The 22430-nt window shown below is 32.1% G+C and carries 14 protein-coding genes; 13 read left to right on the top strand and 1 reads right to left on the bottom strand.

The genetic code is table 11. The features are described 5' to 3' along the window. Positions 1 to 34 precede the first annotated feature (34 nt). The 5 genes from WN975_RS09950 (at position 35) to WN975_RS09930 (ending at position 5939) form a co-directional block, all read left to right on the top strand. Positions 35 to 1804, top strand: a complete 1770-nt coding sequence (locus tag WN975_RS09950; protein WP_337966402.1) for an amidohydrolase — start codon at positions 35 to 37, stop codon at positions 1802 to 1804. Positions 1805 to 1874: 70 nt separating this feature from the next. Continuing rightward, positions 1875 to 3248 (top strand): alginate export family protein, encoded by a 1374-nt coding sequence (locus tag WN975_RS09945; RefSeq protein WP_337966401.1) that lies wholly within the window; start codon positions 1875 to 1877, stop codon positions 3246 to 3248. 40 nt (positions 3249 to 3288) lie between these two features. Further along, on the top strand, positions 3289 to 3789 hold the full coding sequence (locus tag WN975_RS09940) for a nuclear transport factor 2 family protein (RefSeq protein WP_337966400.1): 501 nt from the start codon (positions 3289 to 3291) through the stop codon (positions 3787 to 3789). A gap of 48 nt (positions 3790 to 3837) precedes the next feature. Then, positions 3838 to 4794 (top strand): polysaccharide deacetylase family protein, encoded by a 957-nt coding sequence (locus WN975_RS09935; RefSeq protein WP_337966399.1) that lies wholly within the window; start codon positions 3838 to 3840, stop codon positions 4792 to 4794. A 41-nt stretch (positions 4795 to 4835) separates the two neighbouring features. Next, entirely contained in the window at positions 4836 to 5939 is a 1104-nt protein-coding gene (locus WN975_RS09930) for an alkene reductase (RefSeq protein ID WP_337966398.1), read from the top strand. A 308-nt stretch (positions 5940 to 6247) separates the two neighbouring features. On the opposite strand, the gene WN975_RS09925 is transcribed toward WN975_RS09930, so the two are convergent. Further along, positions 6248 to 6916 carry a response regulator gene (locus WN975_RS09925; RefSeq protein ID WP_337966397.1) on the bottom strand — a complete coding sequence of 223 codons (669 nt, stop codon included), beginning with the start codon at positions 6914 to 6916 and terminating at the stop codon, positions 6248 to 6250. Positions 6917 to 7127: 211 nt separating this feature from the next. Here WN975_RS09925 and WN975_RS09920 point away from each other — a divergent pair, with 211 nt between their 5' ends. From WN975_RS09920 to WN975_RS09885, 8 genes are all read left to right on the top strand, one after another. Beyond that, positions 7128 to 7379 carry a hypothetical protein gene (locus WN975_RS09920; protein WP_337966396.1) on the top strand — a complete coding sequence of 84 codons (252 nt, stop codon included), beginning with the start codon at positions 7128 to 7130 and terminating at the stop codon, positions 7377 to 7379. Positions 7380 to 7790: 411 nt separating this feature from the next. Next, positions 7791 to 9494: an ATP-binding protein gene (locus WN975_RS09915; protein WP_337966395.1), complete on the top strand. Its 1704-nt coding sequence runs from the start codon at positions 7791 to 7793 to the stop codon at positions 9492 to 9494. A gap of 520 nt (positions 9495 to 10014) precedes the next feature. After that, on the top strand, positions 10015 to 10524 hold the full coding sequence (locus tag WN975_RS09910; protein ID WP_337966394.1) for a UpxY family transcription antiterminator: 510 nt from the start codon (positions 10015 to 10017) through the stop codon (positions 10522 to 10524). A gap of 62 nt (positions 10525 to 10586) precedes the next feature. After that, positions 10587 to 11555, top strand: coding sequence for a 2,3-diaminopropionate biosynthesis protein SbnA (sbnA, locus tag WN975_RS09905; protein ID WP_337966393.1), 969 nt, complete (start codon positions 10587 to 10589; stop codon positions 11553 to 11555). A 33-nt stretch (positions 11556 to 11588) separates the two neighbouring features. Then, entirely contained in the window at positions 11589 to 12560 is a 972-nt protein-coding gene (locus WN975_RS09900) for a 2,3-diaminopropionate biosynthesis protein SbnB (RefSeq protein ID WP_337966392.1), read from the top strand. A 222-nt stretch (positions 12561 to 12782) separates the two neighbouring features. Continuing rightward, the gene (locus WN975_RS09895) at positions 12783 to 14717 is read left to right on the top strand and encodes a cyclic peptide export ABC transporter (protein WP_337966391.1); all 1935 of its coding nucleotides are present in this window, start codon (positions 12783 to 12785) and stop codon (positions 14715 to 14717) included. Between the two features lie 294 nt (positions 14718 to 15011). Then, positions 15012 to 15671: a DUF2306 domain-containing protein gene (locus tag WN975_RS09890; protein WP_337966390.1), complete on the top strand. Its 660-nt coding sequence runs from the start codon at positions 15012 to 15014 to the stop codon at positions 15669 to 15671. Positions 15672 to 16072: 401 nt separating this feature from the next. Continuing rightward, positions 16073 to 22429 (top strand): type I polyketide synthase, encoded by a 6357-nt coding sequence (locus tag WN975_RS09885; protein ID WP_337966389.1) that lies wholly within the window; start codon positions 16073 to 16075, stop codon positions 22427 to 22429. Position 22430 lies beyond the last annotated feature (1 nt).

The following is a 22430-nucleotide window of genomic DNA, read 5'->3' as shown; positions in this document are numbered from 1 at the left end:
GTTCTAAATAAACAAATCAATTAAATCTAAAAAAATGAAACGAATATTTTTAATACTATTATCCTTCTTTGGTCTGTTGGTTCAGTCTCAGGAAAAAGCAGATTTGATTCTTTACAACGGAAAAATTGCCACAATGCAAAAAGCTGGCGAATTTGTTCAGGCGCTGGCAATAAAAGACGGAATTATTCTGGCAACAGGAACTTCTAAAAGTATTTTAGAAAGTTATAAAACCACTTCGACTAAAATTGTTGATGCGAAAGGTAAAACCGTTGTTCCGGGATTAAATGACAGCCATATTCATGTTATTCGTGAAGGCTTAAATTATAACTCAGAATTGCGTTGGGATGGAGTAAAAACGCTAAAAAGAGCCATGGAAATGCTTAAAGAACAAGCAGCAAGAACTCCGCCGGGCGTTTGGATAAAAGTTATCGGAGGCTGGAACGAATATGGTTTTGAAGAAAAAAGACAACCAACAATCGAGGAAATAAATGCTGCAGTTCCTGACAAACCTGTTTTTATAACGTATCTCTACGGCAAAGCTTTTTTAAACAAAAAAGGAATCGAAGTTTTAGGTTATACCAAAGACACTCATTATGAAGGAAGTGTTTTGGAACAGGATAAAAACGGAAATCTAACCGGATTAATGTTTGCAAAAGAAACTCCAAAAGCAATTTATACTACTTTGGGATTAACCACAAAATTAACTCCAGAAGAAAGAATCAACAGTTCTCTTCAGTTTAATCGAGAATTAAATCGTTTTGGATTAACCTCTGTAATTGATGCAGCAGGAGGATCTCAAAATTTCCCATCAGATTATGCAACTTCTATGGAATTGGCGAAACAGGGAAAACTAAACCTTAGAATCTCTTACTATTTGTTTGCACAGCAAAAAGGCAAGGAACTTCAGGATTATGAAAAATGGGTTGCCGAAACGGTTATCAATAAAAACGATAATCTTTTGGTTGCCAACGGTTATACTGAAGAAGGTGCCGGAGAAAACATCGTAGCTTCTGCCGCCGATTTTGAAAACTTTCTGGAACCAAGAATTGTACTTTCTGATGAAATGGAAAAAGATCTTGAACCCATTATTCGTCTGCTTGTTAAAAACAGATGGCCGTTTCGATTGCATGCTACTTATGGTGAATCAATTGACAGAATGCTGAATGTTTTTGAAAAAGTAAATAAAGAAATTCCATTTAATGGTTTACGATGGTTTTTTGATCATGCCGAAACCATTACGCCTCAGGAATTAGAACGTGTAAAAGCGCTTAATGGCGGAATTGCAGTTCAGTTCAGAATGTATTTTCAGGGAGAATTGTATGAGAAAATGTACGGCGCTCCAAAAACACAGCTTCCTCCAATTAAAAAAATGCTCGAAATGGGAATTCCGGTAGGAATGGGAACTGATGCTACACGTATTTCAACCTACAATCCATGGATGGCGATGCATTGGCTTATTACAGGAAAAACGTTAGGAGGAATGCAGTTCTGGCCAAAGGAGCAGGTTTTGGATAAATTTACTGCGCTTCAATTGTATTCTTCAGGAAGTGCTTGGTTTTCGGGTGAAGAAAAAGAAAAAGGAAAATTAATAAAAGGAATGTATGCCGATATGTCGATTTTATCAGAAGATTATTTTACGATTTCAGCCGATAAAGTTCGAAATATCGAATCGGATCTGACAATTGTAAATGGAAAAATAGTGTACGGTGCAAGAGAATTTAAAATACTTGATCCTGAAATTGCTCCAGTAATTCCGGATTGGTCGCCAGTAAAATATTTTGGAGGATACACTAAAAAACTTTAAACATAAATAAAATCCGTTGGATGTAATTTAAATAATTACACATATCAAGTAGATAATTTAAAATTGAATTATGAAAAACAAAATCCTATTTGTGGTTTTATTGATTTCATTTTCTGGTTTTGCACAACGATATCCTGCTTTTAAATCACTGCGATTTGATGAAAATTATAGTGTTTTAAAAAATGATACCGCAAGCAATGATTGGTATAAAACAATGAAATTCCTGCCACTTTCTGCTTCCAAAGAAACGTATATCAGTTTTGGGGGCGATATACGATTTCAGTACTTCTATGCTAAAAATGAAAATTGGGGAGATGGTCCGCAGGATAACGACGGTTATGTTTTGGGAAGGTATTTATTTCATGCCGATTTTCATGCCGGAAAATTTTTCAGAACTTTTGTTCAGACACAAAGCAGTATGGCAGACGGCAGAATTGATCCGAATCCCGTAGAACAAAATCCGCTTGAAGTACATCAGGCTTTTGCAGATTTTAATTTCATAAATGAGGGCGCAAAAAAACTTATTTTAAGAGTAGGAAGACAGGAACTCACTTATGGATCACAGCGTTTGGTTGCCGTTAGGGACGGGCCAAATAACAGGCAATCTTTTGACGGAATTAAAGCAATTGTATCCAGACAAAATTTTACAACAGATTTGTTTTATTCACATTATGTTGTAGCTCACGATGGTATTTTTGATGATGCATCGAATAAAGACAGGCAATTATGGGGAAGTTATTTGGTGTTTAACAAAATACCGGTGATCAAAAATATTGATGTTTATTATTTAGGTTATGAAAGAGCTCATGCAGCGTTTAATGATGCAACGGGAAAAGAAAACCGACAATCTGTAGGAACACGAATTTGGGGTAAAACAGAAAACTGGCGTTATGACGGAGAAGCTGTTTACCAATTTGGGAATGTTGCAGATAAAAATATTAGTGCCTGGACAGCTTCTATTAATGCAGGATATCGGTTTAATACGGTAAAATTTCGTCCTGAAATTGGTTTTAAAACCGAAGTAATAAGCGGAGACAAAACGGAAGGCGATACAAGTTTGCAAACCTTTAATCCGCTTTTTCCAAGAGGTGCTTATTTCGGATTAGCTTCCGTAATTGGGCCTTCGAATTTGATTGATTTTCATCCATCATTGAGTTTTGAAATTCTCAAAAACGTTGATTGGGTAATTGATTATGATATGTTTTGGAGATACAGCAGCAATGATGGTATTTATGCGCCAAATACTACTTTGATTTATCCCGGAGATACCACGACAGCAAAGAAAATAGGAAATCAGTTAGAAAGCGAAATGATTTGGGAGCCTAATCAATATCTTTATTTCAGACTCGAAGCGACTTGGTTTCAGGCCAAAGATTATATCAAAGCATCCGGAACAGGTAAAAATATATTCTTTACAGGAATTACGATGCAGCTTCATTTTTAACGTGAAAGCTGCATCAAAATAATTTAAAAAAAACATCATTATGGAAAAAGTAGTCTTTAAATCAAAAATGAAAACTATAAAATTAATAACCGTAATGTTATTGATTGGTTTTTCGGCACAAGCACAAGTTTATACTGATGAAGAAATCAAAACAAAAGAAACTGCAGAGAAATTCTTTGGATATATTGGAGCGAAAGATCCTGAAAAAATAGCTTCTATGGTTTCTGAAAAAGTAGATTGGTATATTTTCGAATCGAAATATATGCCATGGACGGGACATCGCTCTAAGAGAGAAGAAATTTCTGAATTATTCAAAACACTTTTTAGTTACTTTATTGATGGAAGTGAAAAACTCGAAGCACAATCTTTTTTAGTAAGAGGAAATGAAGTAGCGGTTTTTGGTTTTGTTGAAAGAACGGTGAAAAAAAACGGTAAACATTTTAAAATGCCTCTTGCGATTCATCTAACAATAGAAAATAATCTGATTAGTAAATTTTCACTCTACGAAGAAACGCTGGTTATTGAAAAAGTACTGAAATAAAATGTATTCAATGAAGAGGAAATACGCTATATCTTAAAATAAAAATACATGAAAGACAGAAGAACATTTATTAAACAAGCAGGTCTTGCCGGCCTTGCGGGTTTGATCCCAATAAACACATTTTCTGCAAGTGATATTAAAGCAGACGAATTAACTAAGAATGAAAATTCTGCTTCTAAATGGGCCGATGGATCTCGTTTGGTGGTTTCGGTATCGATGCAGTTTGAAGCGGGCGGACAACCGGTAAATTCTGAAAGTCCATTTCCGCAAAATATGCAGAAAGGTTTTGTAGATCTTCCTGGAGAAACCTGGTACCAATATGGGTATAAAGAAGGAATTCCCAGAATGCTGGACAATTGGGATAAATTCGGAATCAAGGTTACCTCGCACATGGTGGGATCTGCAGTTTTGAAAAATCCGGAATTAGCCAAAGAAATTGTACAAAGAGGACATGAAGCTGCGGCACACGGTATGGACTGGGCAACAGAATATTCTATGCCATATGAAACAGAAAAAAAGTTCATCAAAGACGGGGCAGAAGCTATTAAAAAAGTAACCGGTTTTGAACCTGTGGGTTATAATGCAAATTGGTTAAGACGCGGTCCAAATACACTGGAAATTCTGCAGGAACTTGGTTTTAAATATCATATTGACGATTTAAGCCGTGATGAACCTTTTTTATTAAAAGTAAAAGGGAATGATTTTGCAGTAGTTCCATACACCATTCGCTGTAATGATATTGTATTAATAGAAGGGAAAAATTTTAGTGCAGATCAGTTTGCACGTCAGGTTATAATGGAGTTTGACCAGCTTTATAAAGAATCAGAAACAAAGCGCAGACAGATGTCAATAAGTTTTCATGATCGAATAGGAGGAACGCCGCAAATGGTTAGCGCGGCGACAGAAATCATTAGTTATATTCAAAAACATAAAGGAGTTAGTTTTAAACGAAAAGACGAGATTGCTCAAATGGCTTATCAGGATAAGAGCATTATAAGAGAATAAGCTATTACTATTAAAACTATCACCATTAAAACCATAATAAGATGAAGTATCAAAAACTATTTCAGCACTATAATTTAAGTGGTAATCATTTAGAAAACCGCTTTTTAATGGCTCCAATGACGCGTTCAAGAGCTTCACAGCCTGGTGATATTCCAAATGCTTTAATGGCAGAATATTATGCCCAGCGAAGTACGGCAGGTATTATAATTACAGAAGCAGTTCAGGTTTCTCTACAAGGAAAAGGATATGCCAAAACACCCGGAATTTACAGTAAGCAGCAAATAGAAGGCTGGAAATTAATAACAGATGCTGTACATCAAAACGGGAGTAAAATATTTCTGCAGTTGTGGCATGTTGGCAGAGTAAGCAGTTCTAAAGTAAACGGGTTACAGCCAATCGCACCTTCGTCACTAACGGCTCAAAATACAAGTGTTTACATTTTTGACGGCGCTCCAAATGGTGATGCCACTTTTGTGCCTGTAGACGAACCAAGAGAAATGAATAAAAGCGATATTGAGATTGTAATTAAAGAATTTGTTCTAGGTGCAAAAAATGCTATTGAAGCGGGTTTTGATGGTGTTGAAATTCACGGGGCAAATGGTTATCTGATCGATCAGTTTTTGAGAAGCAATAGCAATAAAAGAACTGATGAATATGGAGGTAGTAAGGAAAACAGAATTCGTTTACTGCTTGAAATTTCAAAAGCGGTATCGAATGCAGTCGGAAAAGAAAAAACAGGAGTAAGGCTTTCTCCCTTTATTAGTTTTAAAGATATGGATGATCCGGAGATTCTTGAAACGATAATGCTTTCAGCAGAAGAGCTGAACAAACTTGATGTTGCGTACATTCATCTTTGCGAAGCGGATTGGGATGAGGCACCTCAAATTCCAATTGATTTCAGAAGTAAACTTAGAGATACTTTTAAAAATACCATTATCGCTACCGGCAATAAAACTCCTGAAGAAGCTGAAAAATTGCTTCAGGAAAATTTGGTTGATTTAGTTGGTTTTGGAAGAAATTTTTTGACTAATCCGGATTATCCAGCCAGAGTGAAAGAAAATTTGAGCTTAAATAAAATTTCAGATAATCATACTTTATTTGGAGGCGGCGGTGCACGAGGCTATATTGATTATCCTTTTTTTTGAATTGAAGATTTTTAATTTTTAGCAATGAAATTTTGCCATAAAAAAAGCCCTGATTTTCATTAGGGCTTTTTAGTTTGGAGAGCAGGATTCGAATCTTATACTCGAAACCATTACAGATGTTGTACAGCTCTGATTATACTGTTTCATAATTTATTTTGTTTTTTTGATCTTAAATAAAAAATAAGTTAAAATCTTTCATTTAAAAATTAAACTACTGAAAGAACTCATAAAACCTATTTAAAAGGGTAAGATGAAATTTTTAATATTGTATTTAATCAAACTTAAAAAACAAAGGTTATTTGATTTTTTTATAATAATCCTAATGTTTTTGCTTTTTCTATCAAATCTTTGTCGCTTCCTTTTCCCCGCAGTAACTGATCTTTTATGTTTGCTTTTCTTTTTTCGATAGCGCTCATAGAAAGAGGGATATAATCAGGAAGGTTAACCGTTTTGACACCTTGAGAAATTAATATTAAAATCTGATTATCATGATTGTCCCAATTTATATTTTTTTTAAATAGTTCCCTTTGTGATTCTACTATTGTACTGCTTCTAAATATTTCGCCATTAATAATATTTTTACAGATCACAGGAAATAACTCAAAATTGATATCATTTTTTGATATAAAACCCTGAGGCTGGATGCCTTTTATTATTTTGTCTACAGTCAAAGGCTCACTTCGCATTGTAAGGAGAACTATTTTACATTTTGTAAATTTTTCTTTTATAAGAAATGCTAAATCAATACCATCATTAATATTTAATGGTTTATACGGTGGCAAATTTATATCGAGGAATGCTACATCAATGTTAATATTTTGCTTTAAATAAAAAATAATTTTATTGTAAGCATCTTCGCAGTTATAGCTTTTTATAAAGTTTGGAATGTCTTCTTGAAATTCGCCATCAGATAACAGGTTGACGTAACTATCCACGGTCATCGGATGGTCGTCGACGATCAAAATATTAAGATTCATAAATTTGTTTAATTCGATTTTAACAAATGTAAGAAATATTACGGATTCTCCGTAATGTCAATTCAAGTAGTTTACAATGGGATTTAATGTTTGATTTTTAATGGGTTAAGTAGAGTTATTTTTAGCTTAAAATTAAAATTTACGGATTTACCGTACATTTTAATTTAAGGTTAGCTGTTTTTTTGTGTAATAATAAAATAAAATTATTCTTATGAAAAACAAGTTATTTATTCCAGGATTATTAATTTCACTTGCATTGTTAACTTTTTCATGCACAAATGATGATTACGAAATTTCGGCAGATCAAAACAACCAAATAAAAACGCTAACTAAAGACTCATTGAAAAATTTGAATGAAAAAATGAATGCTAAGATTCAAGATTCAATCAATAAAAATACTATTCAGGCAGAAAATATTACAGAAGGCGATCCTATTATTCCAAGACCACCAAGAAAAGATTAATTTATATTTTAACGAGTGCCATATGATTTATAGTTAAATTTTTATAGTATTTTTATTTCAAAACGCTATATTTGAAATTGTAAAATAATACTTAAACTTTTGGCTACACCTCTTAAAATAATTTCTTTACTGTTGGTACTTATGTTTTTTTCATGTAAAAAAACAGATTTTACCAGTTCGGAAATTGAAAAAACTCTTTTATTTAATAGTAATCATTTAGACAGCAAAAAGAAAGAAAAGTATTTAGATTCAATATTTAATGTATTAAAGCATGAGGAAAACGATTCTGTTGTTAGAAACTTTTATTTCAAGTTATCTACTGAATATTATTATAACAATAATCTAAAAAAATCTTTGCGTGCTAGTCTATTGGTTCTCAAATTATCGAAAGATGTTAATGATAAAGAGGGCATGGCGAAGGCGTTTTATTATATTGGAGATAGTTATGGAAGCGTAAAAAAGGACAGTGCCTATTTTTATTATTTACAAGCAGAAAAACTATATTTTAAGTTATCTGATTTTGATAATATGGCAAGGATGTTATTTAATAAAGCATATGTTTTATTCTATGACGGAAATTATACAGAATGCGAAGTCGAAATTTCTAAAGCTTTGCATTACTTAAAAGGATCTAAAGATCAACGACTAATTTATTCCTGCAATACTTTGATGGGTACTTGTTTGGAGAAATTAAACAATTATGACAAAGCTTTATGGTATCATCAACAGGCTTTGAATAATTTAGAAAAAATGAAGCTTTCAGGTATTGATAAAGATGAAGAGCACAATTACTACATCGCATCGAGCATCAATATTTGTAATCTTTATGATTTAAAAGGGGAATATTCAAAGTCTATTGCAAAATTGAAAGGTTTGCTTTCTGAGAATTTAGAAGAAAAATGGCCTAGATTGTATGCGAATGTCCTTAGTAATCTGGCGTATTCTAAAATGAAAAATAAAGAATATGATAATGTTTACGCTATGTTTTCAAAATCGTTGAAAATCCTAAAAAAGAATGGTGATGAATCAGATATTTTATATAAAAAAATTCATATTGGCGAATATTTTTTAACTCAAAAAGATACTTTTAGAGCGATTGAAATTCTTAAAGAAGCAAATACACTTGCAACTCGAATTAAGAATAGCAATGAAATTTTGACGTCATTAAAACTGCTTTATACTTTGGATAAAAATAAAAGTTTTTATTACGCAAATGAATATATCAAATTAAGTGATAGTATTAATATAGTTCAAAAAAACGCACATAATAAATATGCAAGAATCGAATACGAAACTTCAAGAATTGAAGATGAAAATAAAGTTTTGACTAAGAAGAATTTTTACATTTTAATTGTTTCATTTGGTGTTATTCTATTATTAGTTATAGTTTTTGTTACGAGATATTTTAAATATAAAAACAAAGAACTAAAGTTTTTAAAAACACATCAGAAGGCTAATGAAGAAATTTATTTATTATTGACAGAACAAAATGAAAAAATTAATGCTGCCAAGGAAAATGAAAAAGTTAAAATAGCCAGAGAATTGCATGATGGGATAATGAACAAAATTTATAGTGTTCGTATGAATTTAGGTTTCTATAATTCTAAGGTAGATAAAGAAATCATCGAAAAACGAAAAGAGTTTATATTTGAGTTACAAAACATAGAAAATGAAATCAGGACTATATCGCATGATTTAAGTCGAAGTTCTTTTTTGGATGGGAATGATTTCAATGCTTTATTGTTAAGTTTATTTGAAAATCAAAAAGAGATAAGCTCCACAAAGTTTAATTATGTAATTGATGAAAACTTAGAATGGTCTACTATTAAGAATATCTACAAAATAAATTTATACCGCATAATTCAGGAGGCTATTTTAAATATCAATAAATATTCAGATGCCGCAAATTGTGAAGTTAAAATTGAGAGTAAAACTAATGTCTTTTTAAAGATATCAATTATCGACAATGGGCGAGGATTTGATATTAAAAATATTAAAGATGGTATTGGAATAACTAACATGAAAGAAAGGGTAAATTCATTACAAGGTCAGTTTAATATTGAATCAAAAATAGGAGAAGGAACGACAATAGAGGTCGTTTTTAATCTTCAGTAACTAAATGATTTTTTATCTTCCTTCTACTTCACGGAATCTCTTCAGAAATTAATATGTTTTTTTTCGTCTAAAAATTCAATTTAGTACTTCTTTGCGACTTTATTATAACTTAATTATAATCTATTAGTGTTATAATGATTTTGCTTTTATCTCTGTTTAAAATATTATAATCAGCTTTCTATATTCCAATATTAAAACAATAAAATAATAGAACTTTTTTGTTCGTCAGTTTAGAATATTAATGCTTTATTTTTAATAATTGTACTTTAATAATGAGTCTTAAAGCAACATTCTTGTTGTAAAACTGTGGCTTGATTTGCTTATAATCAGTTACTTGTGTTTTTTTTACACTGTACCGTAATTATTCTCTACAAAGTCCGTAATTTTTATAGAAATGCTACTGCTATTTTAGCATTAAATCTAATGCGTTTCAGTTTTTTAATACTAGTTATTTAGATAAGTATTCTCGTAACAGAGAACAGCGTAGCTATTCCCAAAACACTTTTTTTATTTTTTATTTATGAAATCAATTCAAAATGGTTGGTATGTTCTGTATGTTAAAAGTCATCATGAAAGAAAAGTATCTGAATGGCTTAATAATTTAGAAATAAAGGCTTTTTTACCATCAGTTCAAGTACAAAGTACACGAACAGACAGAAGAAAAATGATTCATAAATTGCTATTTCCCTCTTATGTTTTTGTAAAGATTAATTCTTCAATGGATTTTCATAAGGCACTTTCAGTTAGCGGAGCTTGTATGTATATCCGTTTCGGAATGGAGTATGCTAAAGTAAGTGACACGGAGATAAAAAATATTGAATTTTTATTGCAAAGTAAGGATCTTACTGAGATTGAAACCAATACTGAAAATTTTAAAGTCGGTGATCTTAGAACAATAACTCATGGTCCATTAACTGGACTAGAGTGTCAGGTTTTAAATATCAGCAACAGCAATAAAATTATTATCAGAATTGATTCTTTAAATAAAAATATAATGGCGACAATTCCTGTAGGCTACTTAGCAGGTTAGAATAATGAACGCACAAATTACCTATTCAATTCATTAATTAATTTCCACTTAAATAAATTAGTATGATAAACAACATTTTAGAAAAAGTTGGCAATACTCCATTAATAGCTCTTAAAAACAATGAAAATGCACATTTAAATGTTTTTGCAAAGCTTGAATTTTACAATCCCACCGGAAGTGTTAAAGATCGTGCGGCTTCTTATATCATCAACCGTTTACTAAATCAAGGCGTTATAAATAGTGAAACCACACTGATAGAATCTTCTTCGGGAAATTTTGGAATCTCATTATCAGCTTACGCAAGACAAAAAGGGCTAAAATTTATTTGTGTTATCGATAATACCACTTTACCGGTAAATGAAATGATGATTAGACTGCAAGGAGCAGAGGTAATAAAAATAACCGAACCTGACGAGAGAGGCGGCTACTTGCTAAATAGAATCAGGACTGTAAAAGAAATAATCCAAAATACTGAAAATATCTATTGGATTAATCAATATGAAAATCCGCTAAATGCTCAGGCATATTACGATTCATTGGGAAATGAAATTTGTTTAGAAATTCCGAGGCAAAAACTAGACTATTTGTTTATGGGAGTAAGCTCAGGAGGAACGATAACGGGAGTTTCTCAAAAAGTAAAAGAAAAATATCCTAACGCAAAAATTATTGCAGTAGATGTAGATGGATCAGTAATTTTTGGTGGAAAATCAAGAAAACGATTTATACCGGGAATTGGTTCAAGTTTACGACCAAAAATACTGGATTCGGCAAAAATAGACGATGTTGTTTCGGTAAATGAAAATGAAACGGTTACTTCTTGTATCGAATTGCTTGAAAAATACAATATATATGCAGGTGGTTCCTCCGGGTCTGTTTATGCTGCAGTACATAAATACTTTCAATTGCATGCAGTTGACAAGCCTGTTAATGTAATGTGTGTATTTGCAGATAGAGGTGAGCGCTATATAAATACAATATACAATGCTGAATGGCGAGAGATGATAGAAAACTACAATCTAACGTTAGCATAACAAAATTTAATCTTATAAATAAAGTAATTCAAAATGAGATATCTAAATGATAAAAACATTCACGAGCTAAACTTTGATTGGAACAATAATATCAAAGTAATTGCGGATGCCACACATTCTTTAATTTTAAACGATATGGCGCAACCCATTAAACCATATTTGCGTTATGGCAATAACAAAAACAGAATCATTGCTATGCCTGCATTTATAGGAGGCAATATCAATAAGTCTGGTATTAAATGGATTGCAAGTTTTCCTGAAAATATTAATAAGGGAATCGCCCGAGCTCATAGTGTAATTATATTAAATGAAGCTGATACGGGTATACCTGTTGGAGTAATAAATAGCGGAGCTATTTCGGCTATTAGAACGGCATCTGTAAGTGGTTTTATAATAAAAGAGTTTATAAAACAACGAAAATCCCAAAAAGTAAGTATAGGAATTATTGGTTTTGGACCTATTGGGCAAACACATTTAAATATGTGTAACGCATTATTAGCTGAAAACATAGAAAACGTGTTTATCTATGATATAAAAGGTGTTAATAAAGAACTAATACCAGAGAACCTAAAGGAAAAGGTAATTGTAGTACAAAATTGGGAAGATGCTTATGTAGATGTTGATATATTTATTACCTGTACTGTTTCTGCAGAAAGATATATAGATAAACAGCCAAAAGCCGGATCGCTACATTTAAATGTTTCTTTGCGAGATTATAAACCGGAGGTATTCGGTTGGTTCTCAAAGGCTATGATTGTAGATGATTGGGATGAAGTGTGCCGAGAAAATACTGATATAGAAATGTTTCACAAAACCAATGGCCTGCAACGAGAAAATGTTGCACAAATTCAAACTATTCAGAAAGAGAATTTTTTTAATTCTCTGGATGAAGATCAGGCTATTATGTTTAATCCTATGGGAATGGCCATTTTTGACATTGCGATGGCCGATAACTATTTAAAGTTAGCGCTTCATAAAAATGTAGGTGTTTTACTTGATAATTAGGTTAAAACATCTCCTTAAACAAAATCAATAATAAAACATCCTTCCTTATTTAAGAGGATGTAATAACGACTACAAAACCCAACGATTACTTCAATCAAAGGGTAATATTTTACTGATTACCTTATAGAAAATCAAGTGACATTTGCATTTATACTCGCGAAGCAGATTGAATTTTCAAAACAAAAATCTAAATACTATTAACAATTTTAAAGAAAAAATTTGATGGATAATACAGTTTTTACAATTGAAATACTAACTGCTGCACTTGCTTTGATAGGTATTATATATTCAATAATAGCAGTTGTTCAAATTATTAAAAAGAAGAGAAAAAGAGAAATCTCTCTTGCAAAAATTTCGAATTATATCGTGGGTTTTGCGGCTATACTACCGTTGTTTGCATGCTTATATTTTATGCCTATTGCTTTGTACGACCAAAATTTTTGGTCAGTTCAATCTCAAAATTATAAAGTTTTAAGCGATGCTATTATTCAGTTAGGCATAGTTATATCAGTATTTTACTTTTTAACGAGAATAACTATTTTCTTTGAACATAAAAATAAATACCACAATATTCTTTCGTCGTTACTATTGATATCATTAATTCCGGGATTAGCCAATGCACTTATTGTGATGATCGTAAGTGAATTTGTTACCGGTAGAATAGAAACTAAATATTTATTGATTTTCTTCGTATTAGCAACTTACTTTTATGTAATTACAATTCGACTTAGTAAAAGAAAAACAGCGTTTTTAGGTTCATTAGTAGCACAGGAATTTAATTCAATGATACTTAGGAATGTTTTTAGAATTCCTTATATAAAGTATGAAAAAATTGAAAGTGGAAAAATTTATACCATTTTGAATGATGATATTGGAGCTATATTTTACTTCTCACAAGTTGCCATTCACATTTTTACGAACATACTTACTGCATTTATCATTTTTGTTTATCTGTTCTCATTAGATGTTTTAAATGCATCAGTTCTTGTTGGTTCAATGGCATTTATATTTGTCATTTATAGTTTCTTAGCCGCTCCTTTAAATAATGCTTTAATGGATGCTAGAGAAAAAAGAGAAGGATTTACAAATTTGGTTACCGGTTTGATAAATGGTTTTAAAGAATTGGTTTTGCACCAGGTGAAACGTGTAGAATACAATAAGGACATAGAAAAAAGAAACGTCATTTTGTATAAATCGCAGCTTAATGCGGCATATATTGATATAAATAAAACACTTCTTTCAGAAATTTCCTTTACCGTTGCTATCGGTGTAACGTGTTTGGTTTTTCCTATGATTTTTAAATTCGATAAACAATTGATTACCACTTTTGTAATTGGAACTTTGTTTTTATGGGGACCATTTAATAATATGCTTGCCGGAATACCAGGAATAATAAATGCAAAGATTGCTTGGCACAGAATCAAGGATTTTCTTCAAAATACCGATTCAAATGATTCATTACTTCTTGAAGATGACAATACAGTGCACATAGAATCAGTTGAAAAATTAGAGGTTAAAAATGTGTGTTTTAGTTATAAGAAAAGTGAAGACGAAGATGAAATGACGTATGGTATTGGCCCAATAAATTTTGAAGTAGTTCAGGGCGATATTGTATTTATAATAGGCGGTAATGGTAGCGGTAAAACCACTTTTCTAAAATTATTAACCGGACTTTATACTGCTGATTCCGGACAATTGTTAATTAATGGTGTAAACATAGATTCACAAAATTTAGGAGAATATTATTCTGTTATCTACAGTGATTTTTACTTATTCAAAAAAATCTATGGCATTAAAAATGAGCGTTTAGAGCAAGTATATGAGTGGCTTAGTATGTTTGGTTTGTTGGACAAGGTTAACATTGAAAATGGAGAATACAGCACTATTGACCTTTCTAAAGGTCAGCGTAAAAGATTGGCAATTTTAAAATCATATTTAGAAGATCGTCCTATTTACTTATTTGACGAATGTGCAGCCGATCTTGATCCGGACTTTAAAGATTTCTTCTATAACGAATTACTTGTAAAAATGAAGGATGAAGGCAAATTATTAATCGTAATTACCCATGATGATAAGTATTTTGATATCGCAAATAAGGTATACAAAATGGAAATGGGTAAAATATTAGAATACAAAACTGAGCTCATTCCGCAATAGTTTTCAATCCGCATTTAGTGCAATTACAAAGAATTTCAATCTCTTATCGGTAACCTTTTAGATGCGTTGGGTGTATTTTTTTAACACATAGAAGCATAGAATTATTGAATTCAAAAAAGGCGTTTCACTCTTAAATACATCCGTCCCGAAATTTCGGGACCAGGACTATGTGTGAGAAACGAGTTTCTTTTGATTTGCTTTATTCGAATCATAAAATCTATGCCTTCTATGTGTTTAACTAAATCTTTATGCATTACACCCAACGCATTATACTATAATGATATTTATCATCAAATGGAAAATAATTTTTTGAATATTGAGCAGGTTTCTACTAAGAAAAAAAACAGCAGTTTTGGTAATTGGGTAGTTAAAATAATTACAGTTATTTTAGGACTTATCTCCTTGTATTATTTACTTGTGAGGGCCTTTCCTTTTCTTATTGTTTCAAAAGATATATATGGACCGTATTATTTTCCAAGAGCAGTCTGGATATGGCCACATGTAGTGGGAGGTGTCTTAGTAATGGTTTTAGGACCTTTTCAATTTTTGCCAACTATTCGAATTAAATACCCTCAATTTCACCGTGTTACGGGATATATCTTTTTAATAAGTGTATTGGTTTCTGCCTTGGCCCTGATTTTTCTAATTAGCACTTCTTCTAGCAATTTGGTTATTGATGTAGGACTTGGTATTGGTGGGGTTGTATGGCTGGTGACTGCGTTTTTGGCATATATTGCAATTATAAAAAGAAAAATTGAGCAACATAGAGAATGGATGGTACGATGTTACATGGTAACCCTTGCATTTGTTCTTTTTAGGGTGGTTATAGATGTTTTATCTTATTTAAAAGTTACCAATGAACCTGATATTGTTGCGTTGGCTAGCTGGATAAGCTGGACAGTACCTTTATTTATTACGGAGGTAGTTTTACAAGTTCAAAAAATCAGAGAATAAAAGGCATAAAATCTCCATGTCTTAAAAATCAAATATCAGAATAGAAAAATAGCTGCTTGATTTCATATTTACTTAATGCTAAATCATCTTTTACGGATATATTATTTAAGCCGTTGGTTGTAAGTGTTTTAATGTGTTTATAAATGGAATTATAGAGCTCAAAAAAGGCGTTTTCCTTATTTAAATATATCCGTACCGAAATTTCGGGATTGGGACTATTTATGATAAACGAGTTTCTTTTGATTTGCTTTTTTAATAATTCATATTAAAATACCAAGCGTAAAATATCTTCTGTTCGAAATTAAACTTCTAAATCCATTTTTCTTCCATCAAATAATACTGCTTACAAGAGTATCATCAATTTAAAAAATGAGTAATAAGAAATAATTAACTATTCAATTATGGCTAATAAAAATAAACCAATTGCGATCGTAGGTATAGGATGCAGATTTCCAGGTTCGAGTTCTTCAGCTGAAAAGTTTTGGGAAATGATGTTGAATGAAACAGACACTATTGGCAATGTCCCTTTTGACAGATGGGATAATAAAAAATATTACAGTAAAAATGATGCGAGATCAGGAAAAATAAGAGCTCAACAAGGTGGATTTCTTAAAGAAAATGTCCTGGAGTTTGATTCCTTATTTTTTGATATGTCTCCCAGAGAGTCTGAATGTCTTGATCCTCAACAACGAATGCTTATGGAAGTTGCCTATGAGGCTCTTGAAAATGCAGGAATACCACTTGAGGCAGTTAAGGGTACTAATACAGGCGTATTTGTTGGGGGATTTATGCTTGATAATTTATTGACACAAGCTTCATCAGAAAACAAATCTCATATTAACTCACACACAATTAGTGGTGTTGCTATGACAATGCTATCAAATAGATTATCTTATATATTCGATTTAAAAGGACCATCTTTTACCTTAGATACAGCATGCTCTTCATCATTAGTGGCAACGCACCTTGCGTGTCAAAGCATTTGGAATGGTGAGTCATCTATGGCAATGGTTGGTGGAGTAAATTATATGCTTGCTCCTGAAAGTTCTGTTCTAATGAGTAAAGGAAAATTTCTTTCGACTCATAGTCGCTGTAAAGCATTTGACAGTGATGCAGCCGGTTATGTAAGAGGTGAAGGTGCTGGAATTGTAATATTAAAGCCTCTTGATGAAGCTATTAAAGATAATGACAGAATATATGCCACAATAGTTGGAACTGGTACAAATCAAGATGGTAGAACCAATGGAATTACTGTTCCTAATCCAGATGCTCAATTGCAATTGATTAACAAGATATACAAAGAGAACTCTATAGATACAGATAAAATACATTATGTAGAAGCTCATGGTACAGGAACTAAAGTTGGAGATCCAATTGAGTTTAAAACGCTTAACAGAGCACTGTCAATAAATGGAGATAGAAATTCCAAATGTTTAGTTGGTTCGGTTAAAACGAATATAGGACATTTGGAAGCCGCGTCTGGAATTGCAGGACTTATTAAAACGGCATTATGCCTTAAAAATAATAAAGTTCCTGCCAACTTACATTTTAAAAATCCAAATCCGGCTTTAAATTATGAAGAAAGCAATTTAAGGATTCCAACTTCAATGGAATCGTTACCAGAAGGCGAAGACTCTTTTGCTTCAATTAATTCTTTTGGTTTTGGAGGCTCGAATGGACATATCGTTTTAAAACAGTACAATTCAACCACAACAGAGGAAAAATCTCAGGGATTAAAAACCAATCATTTTATATTTCCAATAAGTGCTAAAAGTTCAGCTGCATTAAAAGAGTTGGCTGGTAAATACAAGAAATATATCATAGCAAATGGTGAACAGTTTGAGCAAATCCTTAGTAATGTTATCTATAGAAGAAGTAATCATTCTGAACGTTTGACCATTTTTGCTACTTCAAAAGAAGATTTAATAGAAAAATTAGAAGCTTATGAAGAAGGGATTTTATTAAAAGGCGTAAGTCAGGAGAGTTTTTTAGGTAAAAAACCAAAAATAGTTTTTGTGTATACCGGTATGGGACCTCAATGGTGGAAAATGGGTAGAGAACTAATGGAAACAGAACCTGTTTTTAAGAAGTCTATAATGGAATGTGATGCTGAATTCACGGCTATTTCCGGATGGTCTATTTATGAAGAACTTATCAAGCCTTTAGAAACCTCAAAAATACTGGATACCACTATTGCACAGCCCGCAAATTTTGTAATTCAGGTAGCGCTTACCAGATTGCTTAATTATTATGGTATTACTCCTGATGCGGTTGTAGGACATAGCGTTGGTGAGGTAGTTTCTGTTTATATTTCAGGAGCTTTATCACTAAAAGATGCAATCAAAGTAAGTTACTATCGAAGCAGTCTTCAATCTAAAACAGAAGGAAAAGGTACAATGTTGGCTGTTGGACTTTCTGAATTGGAAGCAAAAGATACCATCAGTGGCTATGAAAATATTTCTATCGCAGCTATCAATGCCCCAAAATCAATAACAATATCCGGAAATTCAGAATCGCTTAAGATGCTGAAGGAAAAATATGATTCGATGGGAGTTTTTTGCCAATTATTAGATGTAACTGTGCCATATCATAGTCCAGTAATGCAACTTATAGAGGATGATTTATTAGAGGCATTAAAAACTGTAAAAGGATCTGAAACTAAAATTGATCTTTATTCTACAGTAACAGGAAATATAATTGCTGGAGATCAAATCGATAACAAGTATTGGTATGATAATGTAAGAGAACCTGTATTATTTGCAAAAACGATAGAAACTATTTTACAAGATGATTATACCATTTTTCTTGAAGTAGGACCGCATCCTGTCTTAAAAAATTCTATACACGAATGCATTAAAAACAGGAAAGATTGCTATTCATTACAAACTCTAAATAAAAGAGAAGGAGAACAACTTAACTTTTTTGAAAACATTTCGAGACTGTTCACACTCGGTTATCCGATAAAATGGGAAAGCTGGATTGACAAATTGCCTTTTATACAATTGCCTACTTATCCTTGGCAAAAAGAATATTTATGGAGAGATTCCAAAACAGTTTCAAAAAATCAGTCAAATGGTGCAAACAGTTTACTTTTTAGAGAAAAAGTAAGCGGGCCAATAGCTGCCTATGAGTTTGAGTTAAATGATTTATTTTTTCCTTTCTTGAACGACCACGTAGTACATGGTAAAGTAGCTTTTCCGGGTGCCGGCTACATTTGTATCGCTATAGACATTTTTCAGCATGAAATAAGTCAGAAAGTGCCATTTATGTTAGAGAACGTAAAGTTTCTTCAAATGTTGGTCATCAATGAAGATGAAATTCAAAAATTGCACGTATCCGTAAATCCAAACAATGGAAATTATAATATTCAAAGTAAAAACGGACAAGAAGATGCTCATTGGACAAAGATGTCATCAGGTAAATTTGCCATAGGAAATTTTGAGGAAAATACTCCTGTAATAGACATTAATGCAATAACAAGTAGCTTGGAGACTGTTATAAATGAAAAAGAAATCTATGAAAGATTAAGTAAATCTAAACTCGATTATGGTTCTCATTTCAGATGTATCAAGGAGATAAGATCCGGAAAAGAAGAATTGGTTGCAAAAATTACTATTCATGATGAGGTCGCTCAGGCTGCAGACGATTATTTTATTCATCCTACATTGTTAGATTCTTGTTTTCAAACAATTATTGCGCTTGTGAGCATGGATGTTGTTCCTGTATCAATCAAAAAAATCCATTTTTATTCAGCACCTGAAACTGAAATTTACTGTTATTCTATATTGAAATTTAAAGATGACCATTGTATCGTTACAGATTTAACTATTTGTAATGAAGAAGGTAAAGTGTTAATGCTAATAGAAGGCTTTAAATGTAAGAGACTTGTAAAAAATGAATTGCAAACTGATGATTTTCTAAAGAAAAACCTATTCCAGACAAAATGGATACAGGAAAAAGAAAATGTTGTTTATAACAAAGTCAAACATGATTCTTTAACTTACATTTTTACAAATAATTACGCTGATAGTTTGCCTTTGCAGGAATTAGTGGCAGGATCGACAATTATTGCAGAATCCGGAAATGAGTTTAAAGAATTAGGGGAAAATCATTTTGTAATTAATTTAGAAGATGAAAACAGCATCAATGACATCTGGAATCCTTACCATAAAGAAGTCAACTTAGTTATAATGCCTTTTACTGGTTTTTATTATCTTGAAGATGAACTTCACACGAGTGAAAGATGTGTAAGCCAAATAATGCCGTTTCTAAATATTGTTAAGTTTTTCTCAGAGAAAAGCGATACAGATTTTAACTTAACTCTAATAACCAAAGGCAGTCAGATAGCCGTGGAAAGTGACGTGATTTCATCTTTGGAAGCTAGTATTTTTCATGGTTTGGGAAGGTTAATTGTCAATGAAGTTCCTAATTGTCAGGTCAGATTAATTGATGTAGAAGAAAATTCATCGATTGAAGCTTCTGAAAGAACGTGGAATAAAGTAGCAGATATCGTAAATAACAGAAGCGATTCTTACCAGGAATTGGCCATTAGAAACGGACTCGTTTATCATAAAAAAATGGTTAATTGGGAAACAGACGAGCAAACAAAGTTAAAAACTGTTGATTTTCAAAATGAACCACTTCAGTTAAAAATTCCGGCAACTCCTTGGTTTGAAAATCTTTACTTTGAAAATTTAAAACGAAAAGAGTCAGGACCTGACGAAATAGAAATTTTAATAAAAAATACTGTTTTTAGTGATATTGATTGTTTAAAAATAGCACACAAAATAACAGACGAACTAGTAGAAGGAACTTTTTCTGAAAAAAGTTTAGGGCAGGAATGTTCAGGTATCGTTACGAGCGTAGGTTCGAATGTTAAAAAGTTTAAAGTTGGCGATAAAGTATTAGCATTAGCTCCCGGCACATTTCAGTCATACACCGTTACATCACAACATTTAGCAGTAAAATGTCCGGAAAACTTAAACACTGGAGAATCTAGCGTTATCATAAGTTACCTGACTGCTATTTACTGTTTAAGAGATAGGGCAGGTTTAGGAAAAGGAGATAAAGTACTTATCCATAATGCTACTAATGGCGTAGGTTTGGCAGCAATTAATTATGCTAAACATATAGGAGCCGAGATTTTTGTTACTACCGAATCTGATGAAAACAGTTCTTTTTTAAGAACATTAGGAGTTCAGCATATTTATAATTCTGAGAATTTAGATTTTGCAAAACACATAAAAAAAGAAACCAACGGAAAAGGAGTTGATGTAATATTAAGTTCAGAATCTGGAGAATTAGCCTATCAAAACTTCTCGTCATTAGCTCCTTATGGGATCTATTTAGACATCAGTAAAAAGGATATTATGGGCAATGATTCTATGGATATGAAATTTTTCAATCACAATCTCTCTTATATTTCTGTGGATATTGATCGAATGTTGATTGAGAAAAAAGAAAAAATAGAAGGTTTGTTAGCAGACTTGGTAAACTATTTAGAATCAGGAGAATTACCTGCTTTGCCTTCAACTGTTTTCTCTGTGGATCATATTTTAGAAGCATTCAATCAAATCAAAGACAACAAGCAATTGGGTAATGTTGTAATTGATTTCCAAAATGAACCTGTTCAGGTTGCCAATACACAAGAAGGGAAAGTAAGAACAGACGGAACCTATTTAATTACCGGAGGAACAGGAGGATTAGGTTTAGAGATTGCAAATTGGCTTGTGGAAAAAGGTGCAAGAAATATAGCCTTGCTTAGCAGAAGCGGATTAACAAATACAGATACCATACAGAATGTTGAAAAAATGAAGAAAAAAGGAGTTAATGTCCAGGTTTATGCTGTAGACATCTCTAAATTTCAAGATCTCCAACAAGTTTTCAACAAAATAAAAGAAGATTTACCAGCACTTATTGGAATTTTTCATAGCGCAATGGTGCTCGACGATGGTTATCTCTTAGATATGAATGAAGACAGATTCATGAAAGTATTTCAACCAAAAATAGATGGAGCAATGAATCTTCATCATTTGAGCAAGGAATTGCATCTCGATATTTTTGTTTTATTCTCTTCGATATCTTCATTAATAGGAAACATTGGTCAGGCAAATTATGTGGCTGCCAATGCATTTTTAGATTCGTTTGCCCTTTGGAGAAAAGGTCTGAATCTGGCAGCAACTACAGTAAATCTTGGTGTTTTAAAAGAGTCGGGAGTGGTTTCCAGAAATGAAAATATTGAAAAGATCCTAAAAGGAAGCGGAATCAACAGTTTTACTAATAAACAGGTAATGCTGGGTATCGATTTCTTCGTCAAAGAGAAACCAACTCAAATTGGATTTTTTGATTTGAATTGGAGTATAATCTCAAAGAGTTTTGGAAAAAGTGGTGTAGCATTATTCAGCGAAATTGATAAGATGAATAATAATCAGGAAGAATCTTTGAGTGAAGTACAGGCAGGTAATAGAGAAAAATTATCAGGTTTAGATCCAAATTCACAACACGAGTTCATTATTACGCTCTTAAAAAAACATTTAGGAAGAATTTTGAAAATTTCGGCAGACAATGTCAATCCTGATAAAGGTATAAATCTTTTAGGTGTAGATTCAGTTCTGACAATTGAATTTATGGGAATGATAAAAGAGAGTCTTGCTGTTGAAATAGCACCAATTGAATTTCTTACCGGGCCTTCGGTAAGACAATTGTCAACTAAAATAATTGCAAATTCTTTTCAAGTAATGAGTGAGGAATTAGTTTAAT

It is taken from the genome of uncultured Flavobacterium sp. (genome assembly GCF_951805225.1).
GTDB lineage: Bacteria > Bacteroidota > Bacteroidia > Flavobacteriales > Flavobacteriaceae > Flavobacterium.
Note: the sequence above shows the minus strand (reverse complement) of the source record. Positions and strands in the feature narration are given on the sequence as shown.

Excerpts from the sequence above, each read along its gene's own strand:
- WN975_RS09950 (WP_337966402.1), top strand. The coding sequence starts at position 35 with ATGAAACGAATATTTTTAATACTATTATCCTTCTTTGGTCTGTTGGTT.
- WN975_RS09900 (WP_337966392.1), top strand. The coding sequence starts at position 11,589 with ATGAGATATCTAAATGATAAAAACATTCACGAGCTAAACTTTGATTGG.
- WN975_RS09935 (WP_337966399.1), top strand. The coding sequence starts at position 3,838 with ATGAAAGACAGAAGAACATTTATTAAACAAGCAGGTCTTGCCGGCCTT.
- WN975_RS09945 (WP_337966401.1), top strand. The coding sequence starts at position 1,875 with ATGAAAAACAAAATCCTATTTGTGGTTTTATTGATTTCATTTTCTGGT.
- WN975_RS09915 (WP_337966395.1), top strand. The coding sequence starts at position 7,791 with ATGGCGAAGGCGTTTTATTATATTGGAGATAGTTATGGAAGCGTAAAA.
- WN975_RS09910 (WP_337966394.1), top strand. The coding sequence starts at position 10,015 with ATGAAATCAATTCAAAATGGTTGGTATGTTCTGTATGTTAAAAGTCAT.
- WN975_RS09890 (WP_337966390.1), top strand. The coding sequence starts at position 15,012 with ATGGAAAATAATTTTTTGAATATTGAGCAGGTTTCTACTAAGAAAAAA.
- WN975_RS09885 (WP_337966389.1), top strand. The coding sequence starts at position 16,073 with ATGGCTAATAAAAATAAACCAATTGCGATCGTAGGTATAGGATGCAGA.
- WN975_RS09920 (WP_337966396.1), top strand. The coding sequence starts at position 7,128 with ATGAAAAACAAGTTATTTATTCCAGGATTATTAATTTCACTTGCATTG.
- WN975_RS09925 (WP_337966397.1), bottom strand. The coding sequence starts at position 6,916 with ATGAATCTTAATATTTTGATCGTCGACGACCATCCGATGACCGTGGAT.
- WN975_RS09930 (WP_337966398.1), top strand. The coding sequence starts at position 4,836 with ATGAAGTATCAAAAACTATTTCAGCACTATAATTTAAGTGGTAATCAT.
- sbnA (WP_337966393.1), top strand. The coding sequence starts at position 10,587 with ATGATAAACAACATTTTAGAAAAAGTTGGCAATACTCCATTAATAGCT.
- WN975_RS09940 (WP_337966400.1), top strand. The coding sequence starts at position 3,289 with ATGGAAAAAGTAGTCTTTAAATCAAAAATGAAAACTATAAAATTAATA.
- WN975_RS09895 (WP_337966391.1), top strand. The coding sequence starts at position 12,783 with ATGGATAATACAGTTTTTACAATTGAAATACTAACTGCTGCACTTGCT.